General features: G+C 35.1%; 24 protein-coding genes and 2 tRNA genes. 2 read left to right on the top strand and 24 right to left on the bottom strand.

Translation table 11 applies throughout. The annotated features are described in order from the left end of the window. Window position 1 precedes the first annotated feature (1 nt). The 6 genes from ACFRAE_RS13880 to ACFRAE_RS13855 form a co-directional block, all read right to left on the bottom strand. Window positions 2-75: transfer RNA gene (locus ACFRAE_RS13880), tRNA-Asp, on the bottom strand. A 78-nt stretch (window positions 76-153) separates the two neighbouring features. Next, window positions 154-227, bottom strand: a tRNA-Asp gene (locus ACFRAE_RS13875). A 156-nt stretch (window positions 228-383) separates the two neighbouring features. Beyond that, on the bottom strand, window positions 384-1,457 hold the full coding sequence (gene prfA / locus ACFRAE_RS13870; protein ID WP_422797764.1) for a peptide chain release factor 1: 1,074 nt from the start codon (window positions 1,455-1,457) through the stop codon (window positions 384-386). Between the two features lie 89 nt (window positions 1,458-1,546). Then, window positions 1,547-1,876 carry a DMT family transporter gene (locus ACFRAE_RS13865; RefSeq protein ID WP_422797763.1) on the bottom strand — a complete coding sequence of 110 codons (330 nt, stop codon included), beginning with the start codon at window positions 1,874-1,876 and terminating at the stop codon, window positions 1,547-1,549. A 132-nt stretch (window positions 1,877-2,008) separates the two neighbouring features. Then, window positions 2,009-2,569, bottom strand: a complete 561-nt coding sequence (locus ACFRAE_RS13860) for a Crp/Fnr family transcriptional regulator (RefSeq protein WP_422797762.1) — start codon at window positions 2,567-2,569, stop codon at window positions 2,009-2,011. Then, on the bottom strand, window positions 2,545-3,324 hold the full coding sequence (locus tag ACFRAE_RS13855; RefSeq protein WP_422797761.1) for a UDP-2,3-diacylglucosamine diphosphatase: 780 nt from the start codon (window positions 3,322-3,324) through the stop codon (window positions 2,545-2,547). Before ACFRAE_RS13855 ends, ACFRAE_RS13860 begins: the two co-directional genes overlap by 25 nt. A 79-nt stretch (window positions 3,325-3,403) precedes the next feature. Between ACFRAE_RS13855 and ACFRAE_RS13850 the strand changes: the two genes are divergently transcribed. Further along, on the top strand, window positions 3,404-5,554 hold the full coding sequence (locus tag ACFRAE_RS13850) for a prolyl oligopeptidase family serine peptidase (protein WP_422797760.1): 2,151 nt from the start codon (window positions 3,404-3,406) through the stop codon (window positions 5,552-5,554). Between the two features lie 75 nt (window positions 5,555-5,629). On the opposite strand, the gene ACFRAE_RS13845 is transcribed toward ACFRAE_RS13850, so the two are convergent. From ACFRAE_RS13845 to ACFRAE_RS13765, 17 genes are all read right to left on the bottom strand, one after another. Next, window positions 5,630-6,877 (bottom strand): thioredoxin fold domain-containing protein, encoded by a 1,248-nt coding sequence (locus ACFRAE_RS13845; protein ID WP_422797759.1) that lies wholly within the window; start codon window positions 6,875-6,877, stop codon window positions 5,630-5,632. 131 nt (window positions 6,878-7,008) lie between these two features. Further along, the gene (locus tag ACFRAE_RS13840) at window positions 7,009-8,193 is read right to left on the bottom strand and encodes an aminopeptidase C (RefSeq protein ID WP_422797758.1); all 1,185 of its coding nucleotides are present in this window, start codon (window positions 8,191-8,193) and stop codon (window positions 7,009-7,011) included. Between the two features lie 248 nt (window positions 8,194-8,441). Then, complete coding sequence (locus ACFRAE_RS13835) at window positions 8,442-9,497, bottom strand: TerC/Alx family metal homeostasis membrane protein (RefSeq protein ID WP_422797757.1); 1,056 nt, start codon at window positions 9,495-9,497, stop codon at window positions 8,442-8,444. Window positions 9,498-9,500: 3 nt separating this feature from the next. Continuing rightward, window positions 9,501-10,475, bottom strand: coding sequence for a polyprenyl synthetase family protein (locus ACFRAE_RS13830; protein ID WP_422797756.1), 975 nt, complete (start codon window positions 10,473-10,475; stop codon window positions 9,501-9,503). A 55-nt stretch (window positions 10,476-10,530) separates the two neighbouring features. Next, window positions 10,531-11,097, bottom strand: coding sequence for a DUF3109 family protein (locus ACFRAE_RS13825; protein WP_422797755.1), 567 nt, complete (start codon window positions 11,095-11,097; stop codon window positions 10,531-10,533). Between the two features lie 2 nt (window positions 11,098-11,099). Next, window positions 11,100-11,891: a DUF3108 domain-containing protein gene (locus tag ACFRAE_RS13820; RefSeq protein WP_422797754.1), complete on the bottom strand. Its 792-nt coding sequence runs from the start codon at window positions 11,889-11,891 to the stop codon at window positions 11,100-11,102. A 29-nt stretch (window positions 11,892-11,920) separates the two neighbouring features. After that, a complete protein-coding gene (locus tag ACFRAE_RS13815) occupies window positions 11,921-12,436 on the bottom strand; it encodes a DUF2480 family protein (RefSeq protein ID WP_422797753.1) in 516 nt (171 codons plus the stop codon). Window positions 12,437-12,500: 64 nt separating this feature from the next. Further along, a complete protein-coding gene (locus ACFRAE_RS13810; RefSeq protein ID WP_422797752.1) occupies window positions 12,501-14,600 on the bottom strand; it encodes a SurA N-terminal domain-containing protein in 2,100 nt (699 codons plus the stop codon). Between the two features lie 151 nt (window positions 14,601-14,751). Continuing rightward, window positions 14,752-15,366, bottom strand: coding sequence for an LPS export ABC transporter periplasmic protein LptC (lptC, locus tag ACFRAE_RS13805; RefSeq protein ID WP_422797751.1), 615 nt, complete (start codon window positions 15,364-15,366; stop codon window positions 14,752-14,754). A 2-nt stretch (window positions 15,367-15,368) separates the two neighbouring features. Beyond that, a complete protein-coding gene (locus tag ACFRAE_RS13800; RefSeq protein WP_422797750.1) occupies window positions 15,369-16,703 on the bottom strand; it encodes a hypothetical protein in 1,335 nt (444 codons plus the stop codon). Window positions 16,704-16,893: 190 nt separating this feature from the next. After that, a complete protein-coding gene (locus ACFRAE_RS13795) occupies window positions 16,894-17,877 on the bottom strand; it encodes a DUF6427 family protein (protein WP_422797749.1) in 984 nt (327 codons plus the stop codon). Window positions 17,878-17,880: 3 nt separating this feature from the next. Continuing rightward, the gene (locus ACFRAE_RS13790; protein ID WP_422797748.1) at window positions 17,881-18,087 is read right to left on the bottom strand and encodes a CcmD family protein; all 207 of its coding nucleotides are present in this window, start codon (window positions 18,085-18,087) and stop codon (window positions 17,881-17,883) included. Between the two features lie 2 nt (window positions 18,088-18,089). After that, window positions 18,090-18,752 (bottom strand): cytochrome c biogenesis protein CcsA, encoded by a 663-nt coding sequence (gene ccsA, locus ACFRAE_RS13785; protein ID WP_422797747.1) that lies wholly within the window; start codon window positions 18,750-18,752, stop codon window positions 18,090-18,092. Window positions 18,753-18,765: 13 nt separating this feature from the next. Further along, window positions 18,766-19,425, bottom strand: coding sequence for a heme exporter protein CcmB (locus ACFRAE_RS13780; protein WP_422797767.1), 660 nt, complete (start codon window positions 19,423-19,425; stop codon window positions 18,766-18,768). A 50-nt stretch (window positions 19,426-19,475) separates the two neighbouring features. Beyond that, the gene (locus ACFRAE_RS13775) at window positions 19,476-19,853 is read right to left on the bottom strand and encodes a hypothetical protein (protein ID WP_422797746.1); all 378 of its coding nucleotides are present in this window, start codon (window positions 19,851-19,853) and stop codon (window positions 19,476-19,478) included. Between the two features lie 97 nt (window positions 19,854-19,950). Then, window positions 19,951-21,786: an ABC transporter ATP-binding protein gene (locus tag ACFRAE_RS13770; RefSeq protein WP_422797745.1), complete on the bottom strand. Its 1,836-nt coding sequence runs from the start codon at window positions 21,784-21,786 to the stop codon at window positions 19,951-19,953. Window positions 21,787-21,842: 56 nt separating this feature from the next. Then, window positions 21,843-22,403, bottom strand: coding sequence for a hypothetical protein (locus ACFRAE_RS13765; RefSeq protein WP_422797744.1), 561 nt, complete (start codon window positions 22,401-22,403; stop codon window positions 21,843-21,845). Between the two features lie 335 nt (window positions 22,404-22,738). Between ACFRAE_RS13765 and ACFRAE_RS13760 the strand changes: the two genes are divergently transcribed. Beyond that, complete coding sequence (locus ACFRAE_RS13760) at window positions 22,739-24,325, top strand: discoidin domain-containing protein (RefSeq protein ID WP_422797743.1); 1,587 nt, start codon at window positions 22,739-22,741, stop codon at window positions 24,323-24,325. 79 nt (window positions 24,326-24,404) lie between these two features. Here the strand turns inward: ACFRAE_RS13760 and ACFRAE_RS13755 are convergent, their stop codons facing one another. Further along, window positions 24,405-26,180 carry an aminopeptidase P family protein gene (locus ACFRAE_RS13755; protein ID WP_422797742.1) on the bottom strand — a complete coding sequence of 592 codons (1,776 nt, stop codon included), beginning with the start codon at window positions 26,178-26,180 and terminating at the stop codon, window positions 24,405-24,407. Window positions 26,181-26,210 lie beyond the last annotated feature (30 nt).

The raw sequence follows: 26,210 nt of genomic DNA, 5'->3' as shown, positions 1-26,210 counted from the left end.
GCGGTCTGGACGGGACTCGAACCCGCGACCCCATGCGTGACAGGCATGTATTCTAACCAGCTGAACTACCAGACCAATTTGTTATTCTTGATGCGTTATACTAAAATAACCTAAACTTTTAAAGAACATGTGAAGTATTAAACTTCGATGTTGCGGTCTGGACGGGACTCGAACCCGCGACCCCATGCGTGACAGGCATGTATTCTAACCAGCTGAACTACCAGACCCTTGCGTAATCTTAAAATTTCTACGTTCAAGATCTAAATCTATTCTGTGAAATTTATTTTGCGATGCAAATATTTTTAAGATCGATTCCCTTCTTTTTAGAAGGTGTGCAAATATAGTGTTTATTTCTAGAACTGCTAATAAAATTTTAAAAAATCTTAGTTTACAGCTCCCTCTTTCATTTTTTCTGCATTCTCAGCAAATTGTAATGCATCGATAATGTCCTGAATATCACCATCCATAATAGCTACAAGATTGTACATCGTTAAGCCAATACGATGTTCGGTAACACGGCCTTGTGGATAATTATAGGTACGTATTTTTGCTGAACGGTCACCTGTAGAGACCATTGTTTTACGTTTCGCAGCCGTATCGCCATGTTTTTTCTGCACTTCGAGTTCGTAGAGTTTATTTCTTAACATCTCCATTGCTAGTTCTCTATTGGCAAGTTGGGAACGTTCTACTTGACAAACGACAACAATACCTGAAGGCTTGTGGGTTAACTGAACCTTAGTTTCTACTTTATTTACGTTTTGTCCACCAGCACCACCTGAACGTGAAGTTTGCATTTCAATATCTCCTGGGTTGATTTCAACATCGACTTCTTCTGCCTCAGGTAATACAGCTACGGAAGCTGCTGAGGTATGAACACGACCCTGAGTTTCGGTATCTGGTACACGTTGAACCCGATGAACACCAGATTCGTATTTCAATTGTCCATAGACATCCTCACCAATTACTTTAAGAATTACTTCTTTGTATCCACCTGAAGTACCTTCGGTCACGTCCATCACTTCGTTGCGCCAACCTTTTTTCTCAAAATAACGAGTGTACATCCGGTATAAATCGCCTGCAAATAGGGCAGCCTCATCTCCACCTGTTCCACCACGAATTTCAAGGATTGCATTTTTCGCATCTTCTGGATCCTTTGGAATTAACATTAACCGAATTTCTTCTTCTTTTTCTTCGATTTGCGTATATAACAGGTCGATTTCTTCTTTCGCCATTTCTCGCAATTCTTGATCCTTTTCGTTGGATAGAATGTCTTTGTTGGTCTCCATATTGCTCACCATATTTTTGTAAATATGGTATTGATCAACAATCTTGGATAAGTCTTTATATTCCTTATTCAATTTTGCGAAACGCTTCATATCATTGATCGTATCGGGCTTGCTTAATTCAGCTTCTACTTCCTGCCAACGTTCTTTTATCGCTTGTAATTTTTCTAACATAATTTTATCTATAGCTTCATACTTCCAGATAGAATCTGGGGAACACTATTAATCGACAAAAATAGGGAATTTTAAGCGTTTATTTTTAGTTAATGAGAAGAAACTGCTTTTAACCCAACGATAGATGCTATAAGCGTGAAAATAAAGAAGATTCGCCAAAAATCTGTAGGCTCTTTAAAGATAATAATACCCATTAAAACAGTACCTACAGCACCGATTCCTGACCAAACGGCGTAAGCTGTACCTAAAGGCAAGGTTTGTGTGGCTTTGATTAATAAGCCCATACTTATCGTAACACTGACAAGAAAGCCTAAATACCATAAATACATTTCATTGCCAACACTTGTTTTGGCTTTACCTATGCAAAAAGTAAATAATACTTCAAATAAGCCTCCGAAAATTAATATAATCCAATTCATAGTTGTTTTTTTTAATTTCACAAAACTCCTTAAAATCAAAGAGAATTTTTTTAACAAATGTTAAAAAATGAAGACTTTTTAAATCGTAATAATGTTTTGAAAAGGTCAGGGTCTTATCCGAAGTATAGAAGCTTATTTTATTCCTCTAATGCGGCTTAAGGTCACTTGGGATATTCCAAGATAGGAGGCGATATAACCTAATTTTATGCGGTTAGTTAAGTCTGGCGCCTTTTTTAAAAGTTCTAAATATCGTTCATTAGACGAGTTGAACAGCCTTAACATCAATCGGGATTCAATTTTTAAGGCTTCTATTTCGGCTAGTTTTCTTCCCCAATTAGCAATTTCTAGTGATTGATCGTATAGCAATTGTAATGCTTTGATGGGAATTTGATATAATATGGAGGGTTCTAAGGTTTGAATGGATTCATAACCTTTCTCTTGGATACTGTAATTTTTTAAGGATATGAGTACATCGCTAGGAAAGGTAAAGCCTAATATCACTTCCTTATGTTCTTTATGGTAGTATATTCTAGATATTCCTTCCATTTGAAAGTAAATGAATGGAGCAGCTTTGCCAGCTTCTATCAAGATATGGTTTTTAGGCACATTGATTTGCTGTACAATGGATTCTAAAAGTTCTAATGCATCCGCAGACAGGGGATAAATGTTTAACGCGATTTCACTGAATTCCATGTTTTTAGACTTAATTGTTCGCCATCCCAAACGGCGTAACTACGATAGTTTATCCATTCTCCTAAATTGATAATCCGTACACCAGGAGCTATAGTAAGGTCGTATGGTAAATGACGATGGCCATATATGTAAAAATCACAGGCTTGTTTAGCTATTAATTCTTTTGTATAAACGTATAACCATTCTTTTTCTTCTCCTAAAAATTTTTCTTCGGCACCACTGGATAGTCGACTATGTTTAGACCATTTCCTAGCAATTCCAATTCCTAAATTTGGATGCAGTCTAGCAAAGAGCCATTGGCATAGTGAACTTCTGAATATTTTTTTTAAGAATTTATACTTCCTGTCGCCTGGTCCTAAGCCATCCCCATGGTGGATGTAAAAACTCTTGCCATCGATGGTTGTGGTCAATTCATCAGCTATGATTTTAGCGTTTAACTCCTCCTTAAAATACCCGAACATCCACATGTCATGATTTCCTTTGAAAAGTATGATTGCTACACCTAGATCGGCTAGCTCCGCTAACTTTCCTAAAAAACGAATATAACCTTTGGGAACGACCGTTTGATATTCGAACCAAAAATCGAATATATCTCCTACTAAATATAGCGCTTTTGCATCCTCTTTAATGTAGTCTAACCATGCGATGATTTCTTGTTCTCTAGACTTTGAGTGTTCATAAGGAAAGGATCCTAGATGAAAATCTGATGCAAAATAAATGTTTTTTCTATCAGCCATACGTTTCAAAACTAGCATAATTAATAGGTTTTACCAAGTGATGCGCTTTTGCCTAGTGAAATAAATCCTTAGTTTTGTTTAAACTAATTGAAATTAAATGAAGATTAAATACATGTGTCTAGGCATAATTGCCTTAGGGATTACTTCTTGTCAGCAAGAAAAAGTAATCGAATCTAAATCTGATATTACTGTGAAACCGTACCCAAACACTGCAAAAGGGCCACAAAAGGACATCTTTTTTGGCATTGAAGTCGAAGATCCATACCGATGGTTGGAGGATGATCTTTCGGAAGAAACGAAAAAATGGGTTAATGAAGAGAATGTAGTTACCCAAGATTATTTAGGTCAAATTCCTTATCGTGAACAAATTCGCCAACGATTGGAGAAATTGTGGAATTTCGAAAAGTTTTCAGCGCCATTTGTAGAAGGGGAGTATACCTATTTTTATAAAAATGATGGCTTACAAAACCAATTTGTTTTGTATCGTAAAAAAGCTGATGACACGAAAGAAGAGTTGTTTTTAGATCCTAATAAATTCTCAAGTGATGGGACTACTTCATTAGCCGGATTGTCTTTTAGTAAAGATGGTTCGTTAGCGGCTTATCAAATCTCGGAGGGTGGTTCTGATTGGACTAAAATTATCATTATTAATACAGCGGATAAATCAGTTGTTGGCGATAGCTTACAAAACGTAAAATTCAGTGGTTTGGCTTGGAAAGGTAATGAAGGTATATATTACAGTTCCTATGATAAACCGAAAGAAGGGTCTGCTTTGTCTGCAATGACGGATCAGCACAAATTGTATTTCCATAGGCTTAATACGCCACAAAGTTCGGATCAACTTGTATTCGGTGGTGCGAGTACGCCAAGAAGGTATATTGGTGCTGCATTGACTGAAGATGAGCGTTTCCTTGTTGTAACTGCAGCCAATACGACTTCTGGTAATGAGTTGTACGTTAAGGATTTGGCAGTAGAAAACAGTCCGTTTGTGACGGTAGTGAATAATATGGAAAAAAACCACAGTGTATTGGATAATGAGGGGAATACATTGATGATTTATACAGAATTAAATGCGCCAAATGGTAAAATAATCAAAACAGATTTTGCTAATCCTTTACCTGCAACTTGGACGGATTTAATTCCTGAAACTGATAATGTATTGTCTGCGAGTATGGCTGGCGGTAAAATTTTTGCCAATTACTTGAAGGATGCAACTTCCTTGGTAAAACAATTTGATCGTGCGGGTAAATTAGAGCGTGAAGTAGAATTGCCTGGAATAGGGACGGCAACTGGTTTTTCCGCCAAAAAGGAAGATCAGGAAATCTATTTCTCCTTCACCAATTATATTAATCCAGGGACGATCTATAAATACAGTTTGACTACGGGCACTTCCGAAGTCTATAAATCTTCGGGTATTCAATTTGATCCAACTCAATATGAAACTAAGCAGGTGTTTTATACCTCCAAAGATGGAACGAAAGTACCGATGATTTTAAGTTACAAGAAAGGGATCAAATTAGATGGTACTAATCCTACTTTGCTTTATGGCTATGGCGGCTTTAATATCAGCCTTTCGCCTGCATTTAGCACTAGTAATATTATATTAATGGAACAAGGTGGTGTTTTTGCTGTTGCCAATTTAAGAGGTGGTGGTGAATATGGAGAAAACTGGCATTTAGCAGGTACAAAATTGAAAAAACAGAATGTTTTTGATGATTTTATTGCTGCTGCGGAATACTTGCTGAATGAAAAATATACCTCATCTGAAAAATTGGCAATTGCAGGTGGTTCGAATGGTGGTTTATTGGTTGCTGCTTCAATGACACAAAGGCCAGAATTGTTTAAGGTAGCATTTCCAGCCGTTGGGGTATTGGATATGTTAAGATACCATAAATTCACTGCAGGGGCAGGATGGGCATATGATTATGGAACGGCTGATGATAACGCCGAGATGTTTCAGTATTTATACAAATATTCGCCTTACCATGCCTTAAAACCAGGGACTAATTATCCTGCTACAATGGTGACAACAGCTGATCACGATGATCGCGTAGTTCCAGCGCATTCTTTTAAATTTGCAGCAAGGTTACAAGAATATCATAAAGGCGATAATCCGGTGTTGATCCGAATAGAAACCAATGCTGGTCATGGCGCAGGTAAGCCTACTGCTATGGTAATCGCAGAACAAACGGATAAGTGGGCGTTTATGTTTCAAAACATGAAAGTCGCTTATAAAGAAGTTAAATAGGCTTAGCGATAAGAATAAAAAGGCGCTGGAATTATATTTCAGCGCCTTTCGTGTTTTTGATTTATTACTTTTGAATTATTCCCCTTGTTCTTGACCCCAAGTAGGAATGCCTTTTTTCATTTTATCTAAGGTCTTCTGGTAATCTACTTTGGAATCGTTATCGACTAAGGAAAGTGCTTTTTCTTGAACAGTTATGGCTTCTTTCACTTTACCAGTTTTGTAAAGTAAATTAGCATACGTGTCTAAAAACATCGGATCTTCATTGTTTTCAATGGACTTCTTTGACCAAGCTAATGCAGATTCTAAGCATTTAGGATCGTCACAATTTTCAAATATAGACCAGGCGAAATTGTTTAGCTCACTAGGGTGCACCCTGCTTGGATTGGCATTAATATATTCCTGCACGGCATTTCTAAATTCCACCCAATTTTTCTTTTGTAAGTAATAACTGGTTTTAATTTGAGCCATGTACGGGTTAATATCTAATGTTGGATATTTTTTAGATACGTTTGCATAAGTTTGATTAAGAATATCTTCATTTGAAGCTTGGATTAAAGGCCAAATCTCCGTATTAATAATAGTCACAGACAACAATTGATTAGTTATTTTTTCTTCAAGGATTTGATCAATTTTATCCTTGTTTTCTAAAATAAATGTAAATCCGCTTGATTTACTTGATTTAACGGAATGACATATTAATTGTAAATTTTCTTTGGTGAAAAGGTCTTCTTTTTTGGTGTTTTTTATGAAAACTTCCATCGCTGAAGATGCTAATTCTTGATCATAGGCTTTAATCGCTAATGAAATTATTTTTTTGGCAAGCAAGGGATCATTTGGATTCGCTTCAAATTTTTTCTTAACTGTAACGTATTGGGTTTCTGGACTTAGACCTTCTGTTGCTTTGGCAATAAAATCATCCGCTTCTCCACCTCCAACTATACGATGCACTAATTCGCCATTCGGATTGAAAATTAGGAATGTTGGATAAGCTTGAATGCTATAGTCCTTTGCAAAACGTTTTGCTTCAGCTCTCCATGATTGGATTTCTTCAGAATCTGCTGGAGTTTCATCCATTTGTATTTTTAAATTGACGAAATTCTTATTGAAAAATGTTCCAACTTTTTCTTGAGGAAAAATATTGGCAGCCATATATTTACAAGGTCCACACCAGGTGGTAAATACATCAACGAAGATATGCTTGTTTTCTGACTTAGCTTTCTCCTTAACTTTAGCCCAAGTAGTTTGGTGCTCAAATTGAATTCCTTGTTCTTGGCTAATGGCCAAAAAGGGGAAAATAAACAATAGCAATAGTAACTTTTTCATAATCAGTTCATTTGTAATTAACAATTGTCTAAAGTAGGGATATAAAATTAAACCATCAAGATTTTTTAATTCTTGATGGTTTAATTTTGTTGTTTTAACAGTGTTTAACAGTTTCCTTTTTGAGGATAATGTTAATTAATGGAAATATTTTTTCTCATTTCTTTGTTTAAGGCATCTTTATGAAGTAATAAAGATATTGTTTTTGCACGAACGTATTCTTTTGTCGCATACATATACCCTTTATAATCATTGGACACTCCCCATGAGTTTTTCACAATGTAATATTCTTTACCGTTTTGATCTTTAACCAATCCTGTTATATGCATACCGTGGTCATCAGTGGTGCTGTAATTGTCAAAAGATTCTTGTCTTTGTGCTGCAGTTGTTTTAGCTTCTGGTTTTGGACCATTAAACATATTGTCTATTTCTTCTTTGGACATCTGTTCAATGGGTTTTTCTGGAATAAAGGCAATTCCATTTTTCCAACTAAATGTTTTCTCTGATACATCAGTAGCCCAGGCAACAGTATATCCATTCACTAAAGCATGATCAATAATTGAAGTTAAATCATCAATTTTTACATTGTAAAAACTTTCAAAAGACCAGTTGTCTGGAATTAATAAGACAAATGGCTTATAGTAGGCATGTTCATCAAAAGAAGAGATCCCCACATAATCTGCAGGTTTAATCCCTATTACTTGATCGGCAAATGTTCTAGGGGTATAGGTTTTTCCTTTATAGTCAAATGAGGTTGGTGCTTGACCTAAATAGGAGTCCATCGCAGCGGTAAAGGAGGCCAACCAGTTATTGGATGGTTTTTTACTTTTTGCTACGGTTTCTGTTATCGATTGGATAATCGGCGCCATTTCGCTGAAATTATTGCGCGTTTGTCCTTCTGCTAAACCGGTGTAAACTTCGTAAGGTACTGCACCATATTTTTTGAAAATCGTCATTACATCGTGCAATTGTCCTCCATCGCCTTGGGCTTGTACACCATGTAAACGTACAAAGTTCTTCGCCTTTTCGATGTAGGTGTTTCTGGCGGTATAAATTTGGGAAATTTCAACGGGTTCTTTACCCATACGAATCATCTCTGATTCTATGAATGAATTTCCTGAATACGACCAGCAAGTTCCCGATGATCCTTGGTCTTTTACAGAAGTGTTTTTTAAATTGATAAGTTCTGTGAATTTAAAACCTTCCTTACTATTGTCACTTGCATTGCCTTTTAGAGCGTTTATTAAATTGTCTTGGGCATAAGTGCTTGAGGCAGCGAGAAATAATGCTGCAAATAAAATTTTTTTATTCCAATTCATTTGGTTCTTTATTTTGTATAAACGCACGAATATATAAAATCATCCAAGGCCTAACGAATCTTAAGCGTAAAATTATTAATATATGATATTCGTTAATAATAATAGATTATGGTTCATTTACGGCTAAGTGTAAAGCACTTCCTTTAGACTGGATTTTTATAGTCGATGCAATGGCCATCGGTTAGCATAAAAAAAGAGCTCATTAGTTTTATTAATGAGCTCTTAACAGTTATGTAAGTGATTTTTACTTAATTTTTATCGTATTCCGGTTTTTTAGGGAAAATCAATGAGGCGACAATGCTTATTGCTAATATTCCTAATATTATGATTAATGAATGCGAAGTCGTGAATCCCCAATCTTTAAGGTAGCTATGTAATAACATTTTCAATCCGATAAAAATAAGTAAGAATGCTAACCCTACTTTTAAGTAATGGAACTTGTGAATAATGTTGATTAAAAGGAAAAACATCGAGCGTAGACCTAAAATTGCAAATATGTTTGAAAAGAATACAATATATGGATCTTTCGTTACAGAAAATATGGCAGGAATGGAGTCTACTGCAAATATTAAATCTGTAAATTCAATAACAATAAGCACTAAGAATAGCGGAGTCATATATTTAACACCATTCTCTTCGTGAAAGAATTTTCCTGAATCTAATTTATGGGTTACTTTGAAATGCTTAGACATGAACTTCACAACACTGTGATTTTCTGGATCGACCTCTTCTTCTGCATTTCTGTTCAAGTACATTTTTATACCTGTGAATAGTAAAAACGCTCCGAAAACATAAAGTATCCATCCAAACTTGGTAATCAAAGCCGCACCTACGAAAATGAAGATACAACGCATGATAATAGCGCCTAAAATACCCCAAACTAATACTTTGTGGTAATATTTTTCAGGAATACCAAATGAATTAAATAATAAGACCATTACGAATATATTATCAACAGATAAGGCGTATTCAACGACATATCCTGTTAGATATTCTAAAGTAAGGTTCTTGTTATAAAGTTGTATACTGGCTGCTAAATCATTTTCATTGATAACAATGTTATGGAAATGCTTCGCTACAATTTCTTTTAGCCTAACCATATCGTGAACATTGTGCAATTCATTACCCCATTTGTAAAGAAGTAATCCAAAGAGTAGAGCGAATGCTACCCAAATTGCACTCATTATGGCGGCGACTTTTAAGGATACTGGTTTATCACTTTTTGAAAAAAGACCTAAGTCAATGGCTAACATCAGAATTATAAAAATTATAAATCCGATCATAAATAGTGCTTCGTGGCTCATGTGTTATTTTTTTCTTTCTGTTGTAAATCTTACTAATTGTTCTAAACCTGTTTTGTATTCCGAACCCCCCGGAATATCCTTTAATATGTCAAATGCTTCTTGCTGATAATGAAGCATTTTTTCTGTTGCATAATCTAAACCACCATTTGATTTCACGAAGTTGATTACTTCAGTGACTTTAGTTGGATCGTCATTGTGATTTTTTACATAGTTAATGATTTTACGCTTCTCAGCTTTGTTTACGACCGATAATGCATAAATCAATGGAAGTGTCATCTTTTTTTCTTTAATGTCATTCCCAACCGGTTTACCCACATCATCTAAACCAAAATCAAATAAATCATCTTTAATTTGAAATGCAATTCCGACCTTTTCGCCAAAAAGGTGGAGTTTTTCTATTGTTTTTTCATCGGCACCAGCGGAAGATGCTCCACATGCGCAACAAGATGCGATTAAAGATGCTGTTTTTTTTCGAATTATCTCATAATAAATTGATTCTTCTATGTCCAAGTGCCTTGCTTTTTCAATTTGCAATAGCTCTCCTTCGGACATTTGTTCTACAGCTTCTGAAACAATTTTTAATTGGTTAAATTCTTTGTGTTTTACAGAAAGTAATAATCCTTTGGACAACAAGAAATCTCCAACTAAAACGGCGACCTTATTTTTCCATAATGCATTTATAGAAAAGAACCCTCTTCGTTCATTTGCATTATCGACTACATCATCATGTACCAATGAGGCCGTATGGAGCAATTCGACTAATGAAGCCCCATGATAGGTTGCTTCAGTAATGCCTCCACATAGCCCTGCTGAGAAGAAAACAAACATCGGACGCATCTGTTTTCCTTTTTGTTTAATTATATATCTCGTGATATGATCCAATAAAGGCACAGAACTTTGCATAGAAGCTTTGAACGTTTTTTCAAAGTTTTTGAGATGTTCTTTTATAGGAAGTTGTATTTCGTTTAATGTTAACATGAAAGTGGATTAAACCATCAGTACGTTCTGAAAATTGACTATAAAAATAGTAAATTTATGCTTGCGTAGCTAAGGTAATTTCTAGCTCTTTGTACCATTCTTCTCCATATTCTCGAATTAATGGATCTTTCAAGAATTGGTATACGGGTATTTTAAGTTCTTGTCCAAATGTACAAGCGTCTTTACAAATATGCCAACGATCGTAATGAAGTACATGAAATTCTGGATAGTGTGTTGCTCTGATGGGATATAGATGACAAGAGATGGGCTTTTTCCAGGATACATCGCCCATTTCATAAGCTTTTTCAATACCACATTTAGTGATGCCATTTTCCCAGGTTACGTATGCACATTCCTTGTTTCCATCAACACATGTGGTCGTTAAATCGCCATCTCCATCAATGACATACTTACCTTGTTGCTCAATGGCCTGGATGCCTTTTTCGGTAAGATAGGGTTTAACTTTTGGATAAATTTCCTCTAATATTTTTGTTTCAGCTTCCGTAAGTGGAGCTCCTGCATCTCCCTCGATACAACAGATCCCTTTACATTTACTTAAATTGCAAACGAAATCATTTTTTACGATATCCTCATGGACTAATACATTTCCAACTTCTATCATTTTTATTTTGAATAACTTACACGCGTACCTAAAGGATATTTTAATCCATCGGCACTTACTAAATCCATGGTTATTGAACCAATTAATATATCCACTTGTGCTTTGACAGGGATTCTATTTCCATCATTGGTGACCCAAAGATACAAACGACTATTCTTTTTAAAAATTCTTCCAGGAGATATTTCTGGACTCAACTTAATACATTCTAATTCTCCTAAAACAGATTTAACCTTTTCAACACCAATATACTCTACCCCTAACTGAGCAATTTCGTCATTTAGAAAATAGGATATTTTAAATTTATCACCTGATTTTAGGGTTGAAAAATCTAAATTTCTAGAAAAATAATATGCCGATACTAGGTCAAATGTTTGTTCTGTCGGGCTTTTAAATGTTCCTTTTTTACCCTTGACTTGTTTTATTTTATGCTCAAATGTGGCATATTCAACTCGTCGGTAATTGTTTTCCTTGATATTCTCTGTGTATAAATAAGGAAGAAAATTTTCTTTATTTATATAAGAGTCGTATTGGTTTTTGACAGTGTAAAATTTGGAAAAGGCTCCTGAAGTTTGACCAAAAGCAGATAAATGCATGACTTCTTTAGTGCCAAAATCATATTTTGAATCATGAACCGATAATGTACCTAATGCTGCTGAAATAAACCCATACCTTAATTTATATTTTAAGGTTTCGCCAGTTTTAAAGGTAGGTTCTTTTAGATACGGTAATGTTTGAGCAAAGATATTTGCAGTTGTCAACAAAAGCAATAATCCAATAGTAATGATTCTTCTCATAATATGATGACCTTGATTAGCACAAAAGTTTAAGTTTTACGTTTGAATACAGGAACTGTTGAACAGGGTTCACCGTACATAACACTCTTAGCAACCTTATATAAGTTTGCTGTGAACGTGACAAAAGCCGATTCAGGTATATCAATATCTCCACAACCTTTAACGACTACTCGTTGATCTTGAAATAGGGAATAATCTATGTTGTTCAAATTCTGCTCAAAAAGCATATTTCTAACGGTCTCTTCATTCCCAAAATGAATGGATAGGGCATAATCAGAAATTTTTGTAGTTAACAGCATATACGCCCAGGTAGGTACTATCGCATCTGCAGAACATATGATTCCAACATGCTGTTGCGAATATTGAGACCAATCATGTTCCTTAATAAATGCACGGAAGTCTTTTTCTTTCAATATAAGACCATGAAAAAGATTCTCTTTAATATCGTATATACGAATGGCTGCGGTGGGAGCATGGTTGGCCAAATCAATGGTCATTAATCCACTTTCTGCAACTTTGTTTATGATATTTTCTTGAATTTCCATTTTAGTAAAAATAAAAAAAGCTGGGTAATTAAAATTACCCAGCCGTAAATTTAACTATTATATATTAATAGAATTTAATACGATTGTCAACAATTTTGGCATTGTCTTGCAATGCTTTGAAAATGTAATTCGATGATCGTTGTGTTTTCGATGCTGTAATTTGTTTTTGTTGTGTATTTAACTCCTCACCAGCTAATGCTTTTGGATTAACAAAACCAACCACTTGTACGGCATAAACACCTTGCTTGCCTTCAATAGCTTTCGAAGGTTTGTTTGGTTGAATACCAAATACAGTTCCAATAACCGCATGTTCTTCAGCGATTCCAGGGATTACAGGGTTAGCTAAAACTACATTTTCTACAGTTTGTGCGTTCTTCTCTAATTTTTGAGCTACTTGATCAATTGAATTCGCACCGTTTAAGGCATTATTCAATTTCTCTTTTAGCATACGAGCTTTAACTAATCTTTTAACTGCTGGCTCAATGATAGGTTTAACTGCCTCTAGTGGCTGAATACCTTTCGCTTGAATATTTACTACGCGAGCTACGAAGAAATTGTTAGGAGTCTCGTATACTTTGTCTGTGATATCACCTGCTTTTGCTTCAAATGCCCAGCGTACTAATTCACGAGGAACTTCTACCATACCGAATACATTATCCATAGGTACGGTGCGCTCGTTTTTTTGAATAGTTAAATTTTGTTGTTTTGCGATGTTATCAAAATTATCTTTGGTAGCGGCTGAAAAGAACTTATTTGCTTGTGCAAAGGCGGCTTCTGTAGTTTCTTTACTTGCTTCAATAGCTTTATCAACTATTGCTAATTTTACAATTTTAGAATTACCTACTTGTTTGTTGATTTTTATAATATGCACACCCATACTAGTGCTGACCACTTTTACATCCCCAGTTTTACTGTCAAATAACACATCGTCTAACTCTGGAGCCATACCACGTGTTAATGTACCTATTTCACCTGCATTTGTTTTGCTATTTGGGTCAGCACTAAACTCGATGGCTAATGCTGCAAAATTTGCACCAGATGTAATTAGGTTTTTAATAGAATCTGCTTTCGCAGTAGCTTTATCAATACCCCCTTCAATAGCAGGATTAATTACAATGTGACTAGCATTTACAGAGTCTGGACTATTTTTAATTGCAATAACTTTTGCAATCTCATAGACATTCTGAGATAAGAATGGACCAACCACCGTATTTGGAGCGGCATTAAATACTGCTGAATCTAAGGCTTGGCTAACTTGATTTTTGCCATAATATCTAACAGGGTATTTGTTTTCAGAATTAATGGAAACAAATGAAGAGTCATTAGTAGATACTTGAAGATCTGTTTTTAATTTTTGAATAGCTCCTAAAGCTAATGCCGTATCTGCTGCATTAGGATTTGCATCGAATGATACATATTCTATATTACGAGATTCTTCGGTGTTTTTAAATGCATTCTTATTTTTATCGTAATATTCTTTATAGTCAGCATCACTTAGTTTTACTTGATCATCACTGATAGATGCGTAATCCAATAATACATATTTGAAGTTGGCTAATTTATTACGAGAATTATAATCATATTCTGCTTCTAAAGCGGTCGTATAAACGGAATTGTTCAATAAATTATTGAATTTAGCTTGAAGGCGTTCGTTTTTTACATTTGCTAATAGAGATTCCCATTGTGCTTTTATTTCCGGATTTGTTTTTGCTTGTTCGACAACGGAGGCAATGTAATTTTTGTCGATTTGACCCGTTTGTGGGTTGGCAAAAGCCTGGATAATTTGGGTAGAAGGGTTGTTTCCAAAGATTAAACTGTTTAATTCTTCTTTTCCAACTTCTAAACCTATGTTTTCAATCTCAGATTTTAATAAATTTTGGCTGATAAATTGATTCCAAACCTGTTGTATTGCATAACTTTTCATTTGTGGAGAGTTAGTTCCTCCCATTTGCTGTTGATACATCGCTGTTGTTTGATCAACTTGGCTATTAAATAATTGATAGTCTAATCCTTCGCCATTAACACTACCAACTTGATTTTGGTTCTCACGCCAAAATGGAGTACCCATGTTGATGATATCCCCTAATAAAAATGCAATAATTGCTAAACCAATCACAAATATGACTAACCCTGCACGGTTTCGCAAAAAGCTCATTAATCCCATAATTGTATACTATATTTATTAAATGCTTAATTTAGTTACTTAATTGTTTCGTTTCTGTAAAACAAGGCGCAAGATACAACTTTTATGAAAAAAAGTGTAAAATATTATGCTTACAGTCTTTAAAATATTTTTTACCTCTTTTTCAACCCTATTATTGATTTCCAAAGCTTGGAAATGGAGTGCTAGGTGCTTGATATAATAAGCCCGTAGCATGTTGAATGATTACATTGTTAAAATCAATATCCGAAGTGAATGAAGTACCTTGCATATCCCCACGTTCATCCATAAATTTCGCAGTAACTGCTTGGCTACCAAAATATTTCTTATTCTTTTCGTCGTAAATCAGCTCTTCGGTATTGATTACTGAACCGTCATTTTTTGTGATCACGACGTTTTTTCTAAATTCAGTAATTCCTGTTGCATTTCGTTGAATTGCATAATCTGATTTAATTCTTTGTAATTCTTTGACCTCTTTATCATAAAAAATGATTAAAACACCTTTTTTAAATTCATAGTCTCCGTTGTCATTTCCTGTCGTGTCGTGGTAAATACGCATTTCGGGAGCAGTAAGTTCTGCTTTAACAATAGAAGAGTCACTATAAATAACGGAAACATCTCTTGAAACATCGACCGCTTCGCTTTTTTGAATATTAGCCATTCGGTCAATATCTTTAGTGTCATTTTCACAGGCAATTGACAAGATTGCCCCTATCAAGATAAATGATAGGGGCAATAAGTGATATTTTTTAATATGCTTTCTAAACATGATTAATCGTAACTTCTTCTAATAAACCAGGCATCATTGATGGTAAATCCTAAGTTCAAATTGATGTATCGTTCCCTAACCAAATTATGATTCATGGTGCCTAACTGTCCCACTTCCGCAGAGATATTGATATTGGAAAATGTTCTTCCAAAATTTGTTTCTGGTAATGGTAATCCTAATCCGACAGTGACTGCCATATCAGATAATCGGTGATTATTTATCGTTATATGTGATTTATTATATCTAAAACCTAGTCTATAATCTACGACATTTAAATATTTGTTGGAAGTCGCGTCAGGTTTAAACTGTCCTCCGATAGCAAATCCTAAGTTTTTTCCTAGTTTTTGTTCACCTTCTCTTGTTTGGAAGTTAGACCAATCTGCATATTTAAAATCAGCACCTATAGACCAATTAATGCCTTTACTTAGGGTAATTCCAACATTATGTTTTAGAGGAAGGTTGAATTTTCTATTCGATAAAAGATCAAATGCAGAAGTGTCTTGTGCCACTTGTTCAACATTTTCACTACCTGGATCGGTTTGAGTCAGGGTAACTAGTGAACTGGTTTTTGAACGAACTGCATTATTTAAGGAACCAGAATAACCAAAAGTGATATTCCATTGGTTACCTAATGACTTGAAGTATTGTACTCCATAATCAACAGTAGCGCCACGAGTTTCGCGTGTTAATGTTTGCACGGTATTGTACATTCCGGCTTCGTAAGGAAATTCGATCATTGATTTGTCGTATAAATTTCCAAATAAAAAGCCCACATTCGCACCTATACTGAAGCCTTTAAATGGAGATACGCCATAACCTACATAGGCTTTATTGATACCACCTTCTCCTACAAGACTTGTTTTGTAAGAAATATTATCGATTTGTCTTGTGGCTGCTGTACTATAACCAACATCCGAATAGGGCAATAATCCAAAAGAAACCCCGCCAATTTTAGGGCCATTACTTTTATTCAAAGAAAAACCAAAGGCAAAATGGCTAAATGCAAAATCTGCAGTATTTCCAACGCTTCCACTTTTTTCTAATTGTGTTAGATTCCCATACAGTCCAGCATCCAAAATGGTTCTATTCAATGCAGAATAACTTGCTGGATTGGAAATATTTAGGATTGGTAAGCCTCCTTGATATCGTACACCAGTGGATACTCCACCCATCGCACGTGTTTGTGGAAGTAAATCCTCACGAATTTGACCTATCCCAAATTGCGAATAAGGTGAATGCGATGTAGAGGATTGGGCTAAGCCTGTATTGCTTTGGAGTAACATTAAACCAATTCCTAGGGCAATGATTGTTTTACTATGTGAAAAAAGTTCTCTCAACGGTTTCAATTTTAAATATGTTGCTTTGCTTTAATGGGTACGTTTTCAATTTTATAGTATAATCTATTTATAGAAGAAAACGTACTATTCTGGCTATAATACTCTGAATTTTGCTACAAAACTATCTATTTTTTAATAATCACGGGATATTAAGTTGTTAAAAAAGGTTAAACAGCTAATTTTAAGGGAATTAGAAAAACTGAAAATAGATTATGGTGACTAATATCGTGAAATATAAAACTTCATAAAACCATTTTTTCTTAGCGTTACTGAAAAAGTAAGCTAAATATATTGATAAAGCCGGAACAGCTAATAAAAAGTGATTGACGGATTTATCATGGTTTAAGTAGAATGACACAAAAATTAACACTAACATCACAAATAGTAGTTGGAAACTTTTTCGAATTTGAACAATGCTTTTGAAAAAATTGTCCTTCAAAATAAATAAAAATCCAATTAAAGCGATGCAAATGGGAATTAGGACAAAATAATCATGAACATCCATGTTTAATCTTGTCGGTAGTGCGTAGGTAAATGGTTCAAAAATACGGTAGAATTCTGGCATTCGTTCCGTCCAATAATAAACCACGGCTAATAGAAAATAAACGATAAATCCCCCTAACAATGGGGTTACCCATTCTCTCCAAGCAAATGTTCTATAAATTATCAAACTTGCCCAAATTAATACTAACATGCTTATAAATGGGAAGTAAATCAAGCTACCTAAGGCAACCAATAAGCCCAAATCAAACATGATTCCTTTTACATCAGCATGTTTATAGATGTTAAAGAGTTTTTGCAGCATCCAAATTGTAATGAAATTACAAATCAATGTTGGGGATAACACTAAGAATGGAATGAATACACTGACCAAGGTCATAAACATTAAAGCAGTTAGAAAATTTGGTTTTCCTAACAAGTTATAATGGTTTATGATACGATTCAGATAAAATGCTTGAAGCAAGGTTAATATCAACGTAATGAAAACATTGCTTTGCGGGGAAATTTTTATCCCAATCTGGATCTGCAGTAGATTTGCCAAACTAGGTTCGACAAGTACTGGCGTTAAATTTTCTGGAAGATGTAAATATGCCCCTAAACAGAGGACGATTCCAACTAACGTAACGAGGAAAATGTTTAGTCCTGATAAATTACGATGCTGGTTTATTAACATAGTCTAGTTATGCTTCTCTAATTTTTTAATACGACGGTCCAATGAAAATAAAAATAAAGCGATGGCAAAAAATATCACAAGTAACACTAAAATAACCACATATATTTTACCTTCAGAACGCAATCCATCAGCCATTGGAACTTGTTCCTGGGCGAATAATGTTGAAATGCTTAGCATTCCTATAAATATGGATAATAAAAAATTTTTCATGCTTATAAATTATGTTTTTTGTCCTCAATTAATCTGATTCTATACCTTAAAGTTGCAATCCATACGCCCACCAATATCCAACCAATGACTGCTGAATAAAACACGGGTCTCATCGTATTATCCATATCTAAATCACCAAAGGTGGAATTTCCTCCACTCCCAGGATGTAAAGAGTCGGTTAATTTTGGCAATATATAAAGTAATACAATCATGATAGGGAAAGCAAAAATATTATAGATTGCAGATATTTTTGCACGCTTTTGCTCTTCATCTAATGCATTCCTTAATACTAAGTACGCTAAATACATCAAAGTAGCTATGGCTGATCCATTCAATTGTGGATCGTTTGGCCAAGGGTCTCCCCAAGTAATATTTGCCCAAAGCATACCTGTCATTAAACCACAAGCACAAAATAAAATTCCAGTATTTACTGCTTCTACAGCTATAAAATCATGTTTTTTATCCCCAGAGTTTAGATACTTTATACTATAAATTACAGATATCAGGTATAGGAAAACCATACTAAACCACATGGGTACATGGAAATACACATTTCGAATAGTTTCATTTAAAATATACAATTTAGGTACAGGTCCTAATAAGCCTCCTATAATCGAGCCTGTTATTAGAACAATCCCTAAGATTTTCCACCAATTTTTTCTCATTTGTACTTAAAAATTAATCTCGCCAAAGATAAGGAAATAACAACAAAGAAATGGATATTGTCACGACATTAATGGATAGCAGGAGGAAGATGTGACGAAGGTTCGTATCTAAATCCTCTCCGAGCATGGAAGATTGAGAAAGATGGATTAAAACAATGAGTAGTGGAATAATCACAGGGAAACTGAGGATAGCCATAATGGTACTGTTATGGCCTGCTTTCGCACTGATACCTGCTACCATAGTAAACACTGTGGCAAAACTAATGCTCCCTAATAAGACGCTTATTAAGTATACAGGCATGTTGACTACTGGATTATTAAAGATAATGCTGTAAACTAAAAAAGCAATTAGGAACATTAAGATCATTAAGCCCGAATTGTAAATAATCTTTGCTAGGATGATGGCTTTAGGGTTTACGAGGGAGTAATAATACAAATGTCGATTACTTGTTTCTTGTAAGAAACTTCTGCTCATCGCATTTATTGCCGCAAATAACATAATAATCCAATACAAGGTATTCCAAACGACAGCATCCACAGATTTGAATGATTGAAAACAAACAAATACTGTGGATACTACATAAAGAAGGATGCTATTGATGGCGTATTTTGAACGCCATTCTAATAAAACGTCCTTGTATATAAGTGTTTTAACTTGATTGAAAAGATTCATCATCGCAAAGATACGAATCAATCTCTTGGACTCAAGTTAATCCCTATAAATTACACGTTTTTTATTTCAGATTTCGCTTTATCAGCTAGATCTTCTGCTTTATGGCTGGCTGAATTGGCAGCATCTGATGCTCTATTTGCCCATTCTTGAGCCTTTGAAGATGCTTTATCAATAGCGTCTTTACCTGCATTTTTAGCACGATCTTTTAAATTTTCTAAATCTTCTTTGGTCGTTTGAGCAAATTTTGCAGCTCTTTTGGCCTCTTTTTTTGAAAGATCTTTAATAGATTTGGTTAAGCCCTTGATGCCTTCATTCGCACGATCCAATTGCTTTTTACCATCCTCTGTACCTAGTAAATAATATGCTGCTGTGCCGACAGCTAATCCTAAAAGGGCAAATGCCACTAATCCATTTCTATTCTTTTCCATGATTGAATATGTTTATTCTTACAATAAATATCTACGTTTATAGGTAATAAACAAGCTATAAGCCAAAAAGTTTCATAAAGTTAGAAATTAACAAAAATTAACGATCTATAGTTTGTAATGATTGGAGTTGATAAAGATGCTGATATAAGCCAGTACCTTTGGTCATTAATTCCTTATGGGTCCCTTGCTCGGATATAAAGCCATTTTCAACAACAATTATACTGTCAGCATCTCGGATGGTCGATAGTCTATGCGCAATGATGATGGAGGTTCTGTTTTTCATTAATTCTTCAAAGGCTAATTGAACCATGCGCTCTGACTCAGAATCCAAGGAAGATGTTGCTTCATCTAATATTAATATGGCAGGATCCTTTAAAAGAGCTCTAGCAATCGCTATACGCTGCCTTTGTCCACCAGATAATTTCACACCACGTTCACCAACTAGCGTATCATAACCTTCTGGAAAATCCATGATGAATTGATGCGCATTTGCTCGTTTAGCCGCAGTAATTATATCCTCTGCATTCGCAGATAAATTACCATAATTAATATTTTCCCTGATAGTACCTCCAAATAATAAAACATCCTGAGGAACAATTGCTACTTGATTTCTAATATCTTTTAAAGCCAATTTAGATGCGGGTATTCCATCATACCAAATGGTTCCGGATTTAGGTTGATAAAATTGTAAAATTAACGAGGCAATAGTAGACTTACCTGTTCCACTAGGGCCTACAATAGCAAGTTTTTTTCCAGCTTTTAAGTTGAAATTTATATCGCTAAGGATTTCAATATCTGGTCTCGTTGGGTATGCAAAACGGATATGGTCGAAACTGATATCCCCCTTAAATACATGATGAATATTCTTATCCTCTTCGCTAACATCGATGTCTTCTTTTGGCTCATTTAAAATTTCCAATACGCGTTCGCTTGCTCCCAATGATCGTTGAATATTGGCATACAATTCAGGAAAACTTCCCATGGATCCAGCAACAAACATCGAATACAAGATGTAGGTTGTTAAATCCCCAACAGAAATTTCATTCCTAGAGACTAAAGTTGCGCCATACCATATCACTAAGATGATAGCACCAAAAATGGCGAAAATGATAAATGAAGCAAATATTCCTCGATAGGTAGCTCCTTTCACCGCTAAGTTTACAGCTTTTCCTAATTTATCGGAATATCTTTTCGATTCATAAAACTCATTTACGAACGCCTTCACATTACTTATACCCAACAAAGTTTCTTGAACAATTGAATTGGAATCAGCCAATTGATCTTGAGCTTCTTTGGAGAGTTTTCGGATAAATTTCCCGAAGATGATTGCAACAACAATGATGATAGGTAAAATACTCAAATTCATTAATGCCAATTTTGGAGAAACAAAAATGAGTAGCACCACGCCAAAACATAAACTTATGGTTTGCCTTAACATTTCTGCTAGCGTGGTCGTTAGGGTATCTTGTATTTGAGATAAATCGGAGGATAATCGACTATTTAATTCTCCAACGCGACGATTCGCAAAAAAATCAATAGGCAAGGTAATAAGACGATGGTACGTGTCTTTACGTAAATTTGCCAACGCCTTTTCTGAAATTTCTACAAATATCCGAATTCTAAAAAAGGAAATGATCGATTGGATACTGAGTATAAAGATGGACAATCCACCGATGTACATCACATTGGATGGTAACCAAGTATAGGTTTCTATTCCTTGGGCTGCATCGATCATGGCTCCTAACAGTGCCGGAAAAGTCAGCATAGTCAAACTCGATAAAACGAGAAACACCATACCTATCGTAAATTTCCATTTGAATGGTTGGATGTAGGAGAATATCTTGAATGCTTTCTTCAGGATATCTTTGCTAATTTTGGGTTTCGGTAAATCTTCCGAACGGGAATCTCCGCTATTCAATCTCGGTCTGGCCATGTGTTAACTTAAACAACTTTGCGCAAAAGTAAGTATATATAAAAGTCTTCTTATCACTATTTCGTCAATTTTTTTAGGCTATTCTTTCGGTATAGCATGATTAACCAGCCAGAAAGAATAAGTATTAGGAGTCCAGCAATGTAGAAGATCAGGCTATGCTGATGCTGTTGATTGCCTAAGTCCATCAGTTCTTTTTTTAGACCCTCATTAGCCTCCTGTAATTTGCTGATGGTTTTCATATAAGAATTGATCTGCTCATCATATTCATTTGCTAATCGCTGGTATCGAATGCTTTGTGAATCTTTTAATTCTAATAGTTTTCTTGTTTCAATGAAAATGTGATTGTCATTAATGACTATTTCACGTAGTATTTCATTAGACTTTTGCATGTCCCCTTTGGTTTTGAACAATCCAAAAACTCCTGTTTTTTGTTCTAAGGATGTACCATATTCTCCAAATTTTTTACTCCGTTGATCCAATAACTCGTTTACTCGATTACGTTGCGATTCATAATTTAATGAATCAGCCTGTAGATTTTGATCTGCCTGTCCATAAACGAAGCTGCTAGAACAAAACAGTATTAAATAGGTAAAATGAACTAATATTGCTTTCCTCATGGTTGAATTTCTGCTTGCAGACATAACTATTTATAAGCATGAACTTTCATAGAGCTTTAGAAAACTCTTGAATATACTTACATCAAATACTTTTCATATGTAATTTTCAAATGTATGATTTTTTAAATAGCAATCATATTCGGAATCAATAAATAGGGTTTTGATCCAGTTCATTTTATAGATTATGTAACAAAAGCTGTTACATAAAAGACGCTATTTCTTAAACGCAAACGTTTGATATTAAATTAACACTTTTTTATTTTAATTAATATCCACATCTTAAAATGAAATAATTATAAACAACCACTGAATTAAATTTAATTTGCTAATTAATTATGAGAAAATTACACTTATTGCGGGCTATAGCCTGTATGCTTATTTTAACCTATTCCTGTGAAAAAAATCAAATAGAAATTTTGCCGCCCGCGCCCGAAGAAGAAAAAGAGAATGCAGAATTAACAAATGCATGGAGAGACAATCCATATAAATTAAATGTGATTTATTTCGTGCCTACCGATGTGGATACCGTGCCCAATTTTAAAAAACGCTTGAGTGATATTCTGCTTTTCGCACAAAATGAATTTGCCGATAACATGGATCGTGAAGGTTATGGAAGAAAGTCTTTCGGACTAGACTTAATTTCTGATCAAATGATCAATATTATTTATTTAAAAGGAAAATTCGCTAAAGCAACTTATCCGTACGAAGGTGGGAGTGGGGCCGTAAAAAAGGAAGTAGACGCTTATTTTACAGAGCATCCATCTTCCAAGAAAAGTGAACATAATCTCATAATCATTCCAACTTATACTACGGAAGATCCTAATAGTCCTGGTGGGCCACCGTTTTATGGAACTGGAACCACTTGTTATGCCTTGGATTATGCAAACCTCGATCGAAAAAATTTAGGCATTGGAGGAACAACCGGTTGGAAAGCTACTGTTTGGATTGGCGGATTATTGCATGAACTAGGGCATGGAATGAATGCCAGTCATAATAAAATGAACAAATCCCTACAATCGACTTTGGGTACTGCATTAATGGGGGCCGGAAACTCAACTTATGGGATATCGACTACTTCTTTGACGAGTGCAACTGCTGCAACATTTAATACAAGCCAAGTCTTCAGTACCGAGACTCGAACAGATTGGTATAGCCCAGTAGATTTTGAGTTAAAAACTTTACGTTCTTCAGTAGAAAATAATAAAATAGTGGTCGAAGGATCTTTTACAACCAACAAAACGGTGAACGAGGTAGTCGTATGGCATGATAAAACACCTTATGGGTCTAATAATGATTACGATGCTGTTCAATGGGTTGCTAAAGTAGGAGCAAATAATACCTTTAAATTGGAATGTCCATTAACCGATTTTTATGAGCTAAGCGGAGACTATCAATTGAGATTAGGATTCATGCATGTGAATGGGACAAGGTCAACAGAAAATTTCCTGTATACTTTCAATAATAATATTCCAAATCTTCAAGAAGTGGTATTACACACTTTTTTACCAACTGCAGGTTGGACCATAGTGGACAAGGATAGTGAAGAAAATGATGGGAAAGCATCTAATGTATTGGATAATAACCGAAACACATTCTGGCACACAGAATGGAAATCAAGTCAACCCATTCAACCGCATTTCTTTGCAATAGATATGGGAGCTGCTATCACAGCCAAAGGAGTTTCTTTCCGAAATAGAGACAATTTAAATGGAGCTTTAAAAGATATTAAAATTTATACCAGTCAAAACGGTACCACCTGGACGATCGAAAAAGAAGTTCAGTTACCAAAATCCGCGAAGTCCTGGATAAATGTGAATTTCGATGCTCCTGTTAGCACACGATATTTTAAAATTGAATCTACGAGCTCTTGGGGAGATTTTTATTATTCCAATCTTGCTGATTTTGCAGTATTTAATGATTAATTGTTAATTAATCCATAATCAATAAGGGCTTGACAACGTTTCCAGTTGTCAAGCCCTTATGCTATAAGTTAGTATCCAGTTAGATGGATGCCGTTTTCAATTTTAACCAAATGCTTTCTGAATCGCTTAATAAAGGAGCCAATTGCTCATATACCCAAGCATTATATTGATTTAACCATTTCTTATGAACATCATCTAATAATGATTTCTCAATTAAATCTGTAGAAATATAACATACGGTCAATGTTTCAAAATCCATGAATTCTCCAAATGCGGTGTTTCCAATAGATTTAGAATGGACTAGATTCTCAATTCGAATTCCATATTGACCTTCTCTATATAAACCAGGTTCTATCGAAGTTATCATACCTTCTTCAATCGTAATATCAATTGGAGATGCATTAAAGACATGAGGTCCTTCATGTACATTTAAAAAGAAACCGACTCCATGTCCAGTTCCATGGCCATAATTCCTGAAGGTAGACCAAATAGGTCTTCTGGTTATAGCGTCAATTTGATACCCACATGTGCCTTTTGGGAAAATAGCTAAACTACCCTCTATCAAACCCTTCAATACAATGGTGTAATCTTCTTTCTCCGCTGCAGTGATATTTCCAAGGGATACAACCCGAGTAATATCTGTTGTTCCATCCATATATTGGCCGCCAGAATCAACTAAAAGTAATCCGGTTGATGAAAGGGTACTGTTGCTTTCTTCTGTCGCTTTGTAATGTGGCAATGCGCCATGTTCCAAATATCCTGCAATTGTATCGAATGAGATGTTGACAAAACCTTCCGAAGCAGAACGAAGTTCCTCTAAATATTTTGCAATACTGATTTCATTTAGGTTTCCATGTGAAACATTTTCTTCCAGCCATTTAAAAAATTTAGTCAGTGCAACACCATCTTTTAACATTGCATTTCTGGTATGAGCTAACTCCACCTTATTTTTCACCGCCTTTAAGGTGGTTGAAGGATTTAATGCTTGTACTATTTCTACCTGTTCAGGAACCGCATCGTAAAAGGCAAAACAAGTGCGTTTTGGATCAAGTAATATGCGCTTAGCCTCTAATTGCTTAATTGCATGTATTGCATTCTCATAAGGCTCTACGTGTATGTCAGACTCTGTTAATCGATGAATATCTTCATCGGTTAATTTTCCTGGCGAAATAAATAAAGTATTCTGATTCGGTTTTATTAATAGGAAGCCTAAAACTACTGGATTACAATTCACATCGTTTCCACGGATATTCAATACCCAAGCCAAGTCATCCAAAGACGAGATGAAATGACTGTCTACACGCTGTTCAGCAAGCTGTGATTTGATAGTTTCAATTTTGCTAGCTGTAGATTGTCCTGTCGTATGCTCATCAAGCAGGTAAGCCTTTTCTTCAGGCAAAGCAGGTCTGTTTTCCCAAACCTTACTTAATAAATCAACATGACCATCAACAACAATACCTAATGGTATTAAAACATCTTGAACCGATTTCGCTACTGCGACGGACGCCAAATTTCCATCAAATGCGACTACCTCGCCTGATGTTAATTTTTTACTCAACCATATCGCATATTCTGATGCTCCTTGTACCTGTAATTTGACTAATTCATATCCGGAGTCGGCTAATTGTTCATTGGCTTGAACAAAGTATCTTGAATCAGTCCATAATCCAGCAAATTCTTGTGTAATAACTAACGTGCCTGCTGAACCTGTGAAACCAGAGGCCCATTCTATACATTTAAATCGTTTTGGAAGGTATTCACTAATGTGAGGATCAGAGGAAGGAATGATATAGGCGTCAATCCTATTTTCGGCCATCTGTTGGCGGATCGAAGCCAATTTTTCGATGTACTTCATTGTCTATTTTTTAATAATCTGTGCAAGTTA

It is taken from the genome of Sphingobacterium sp. HJSM2_6, assembly GCF_049316305.1.
In the GTDB taxonomy this organism is placed as follows: Bacteria; Bacteroidota; Bacteroidia; order Sphingobacteriales; family Sphingobacteriaceae; genus Sphingobacterium.
This window is presented reverse-complemented; position numbering and strand designations above follow the sequence as displayed.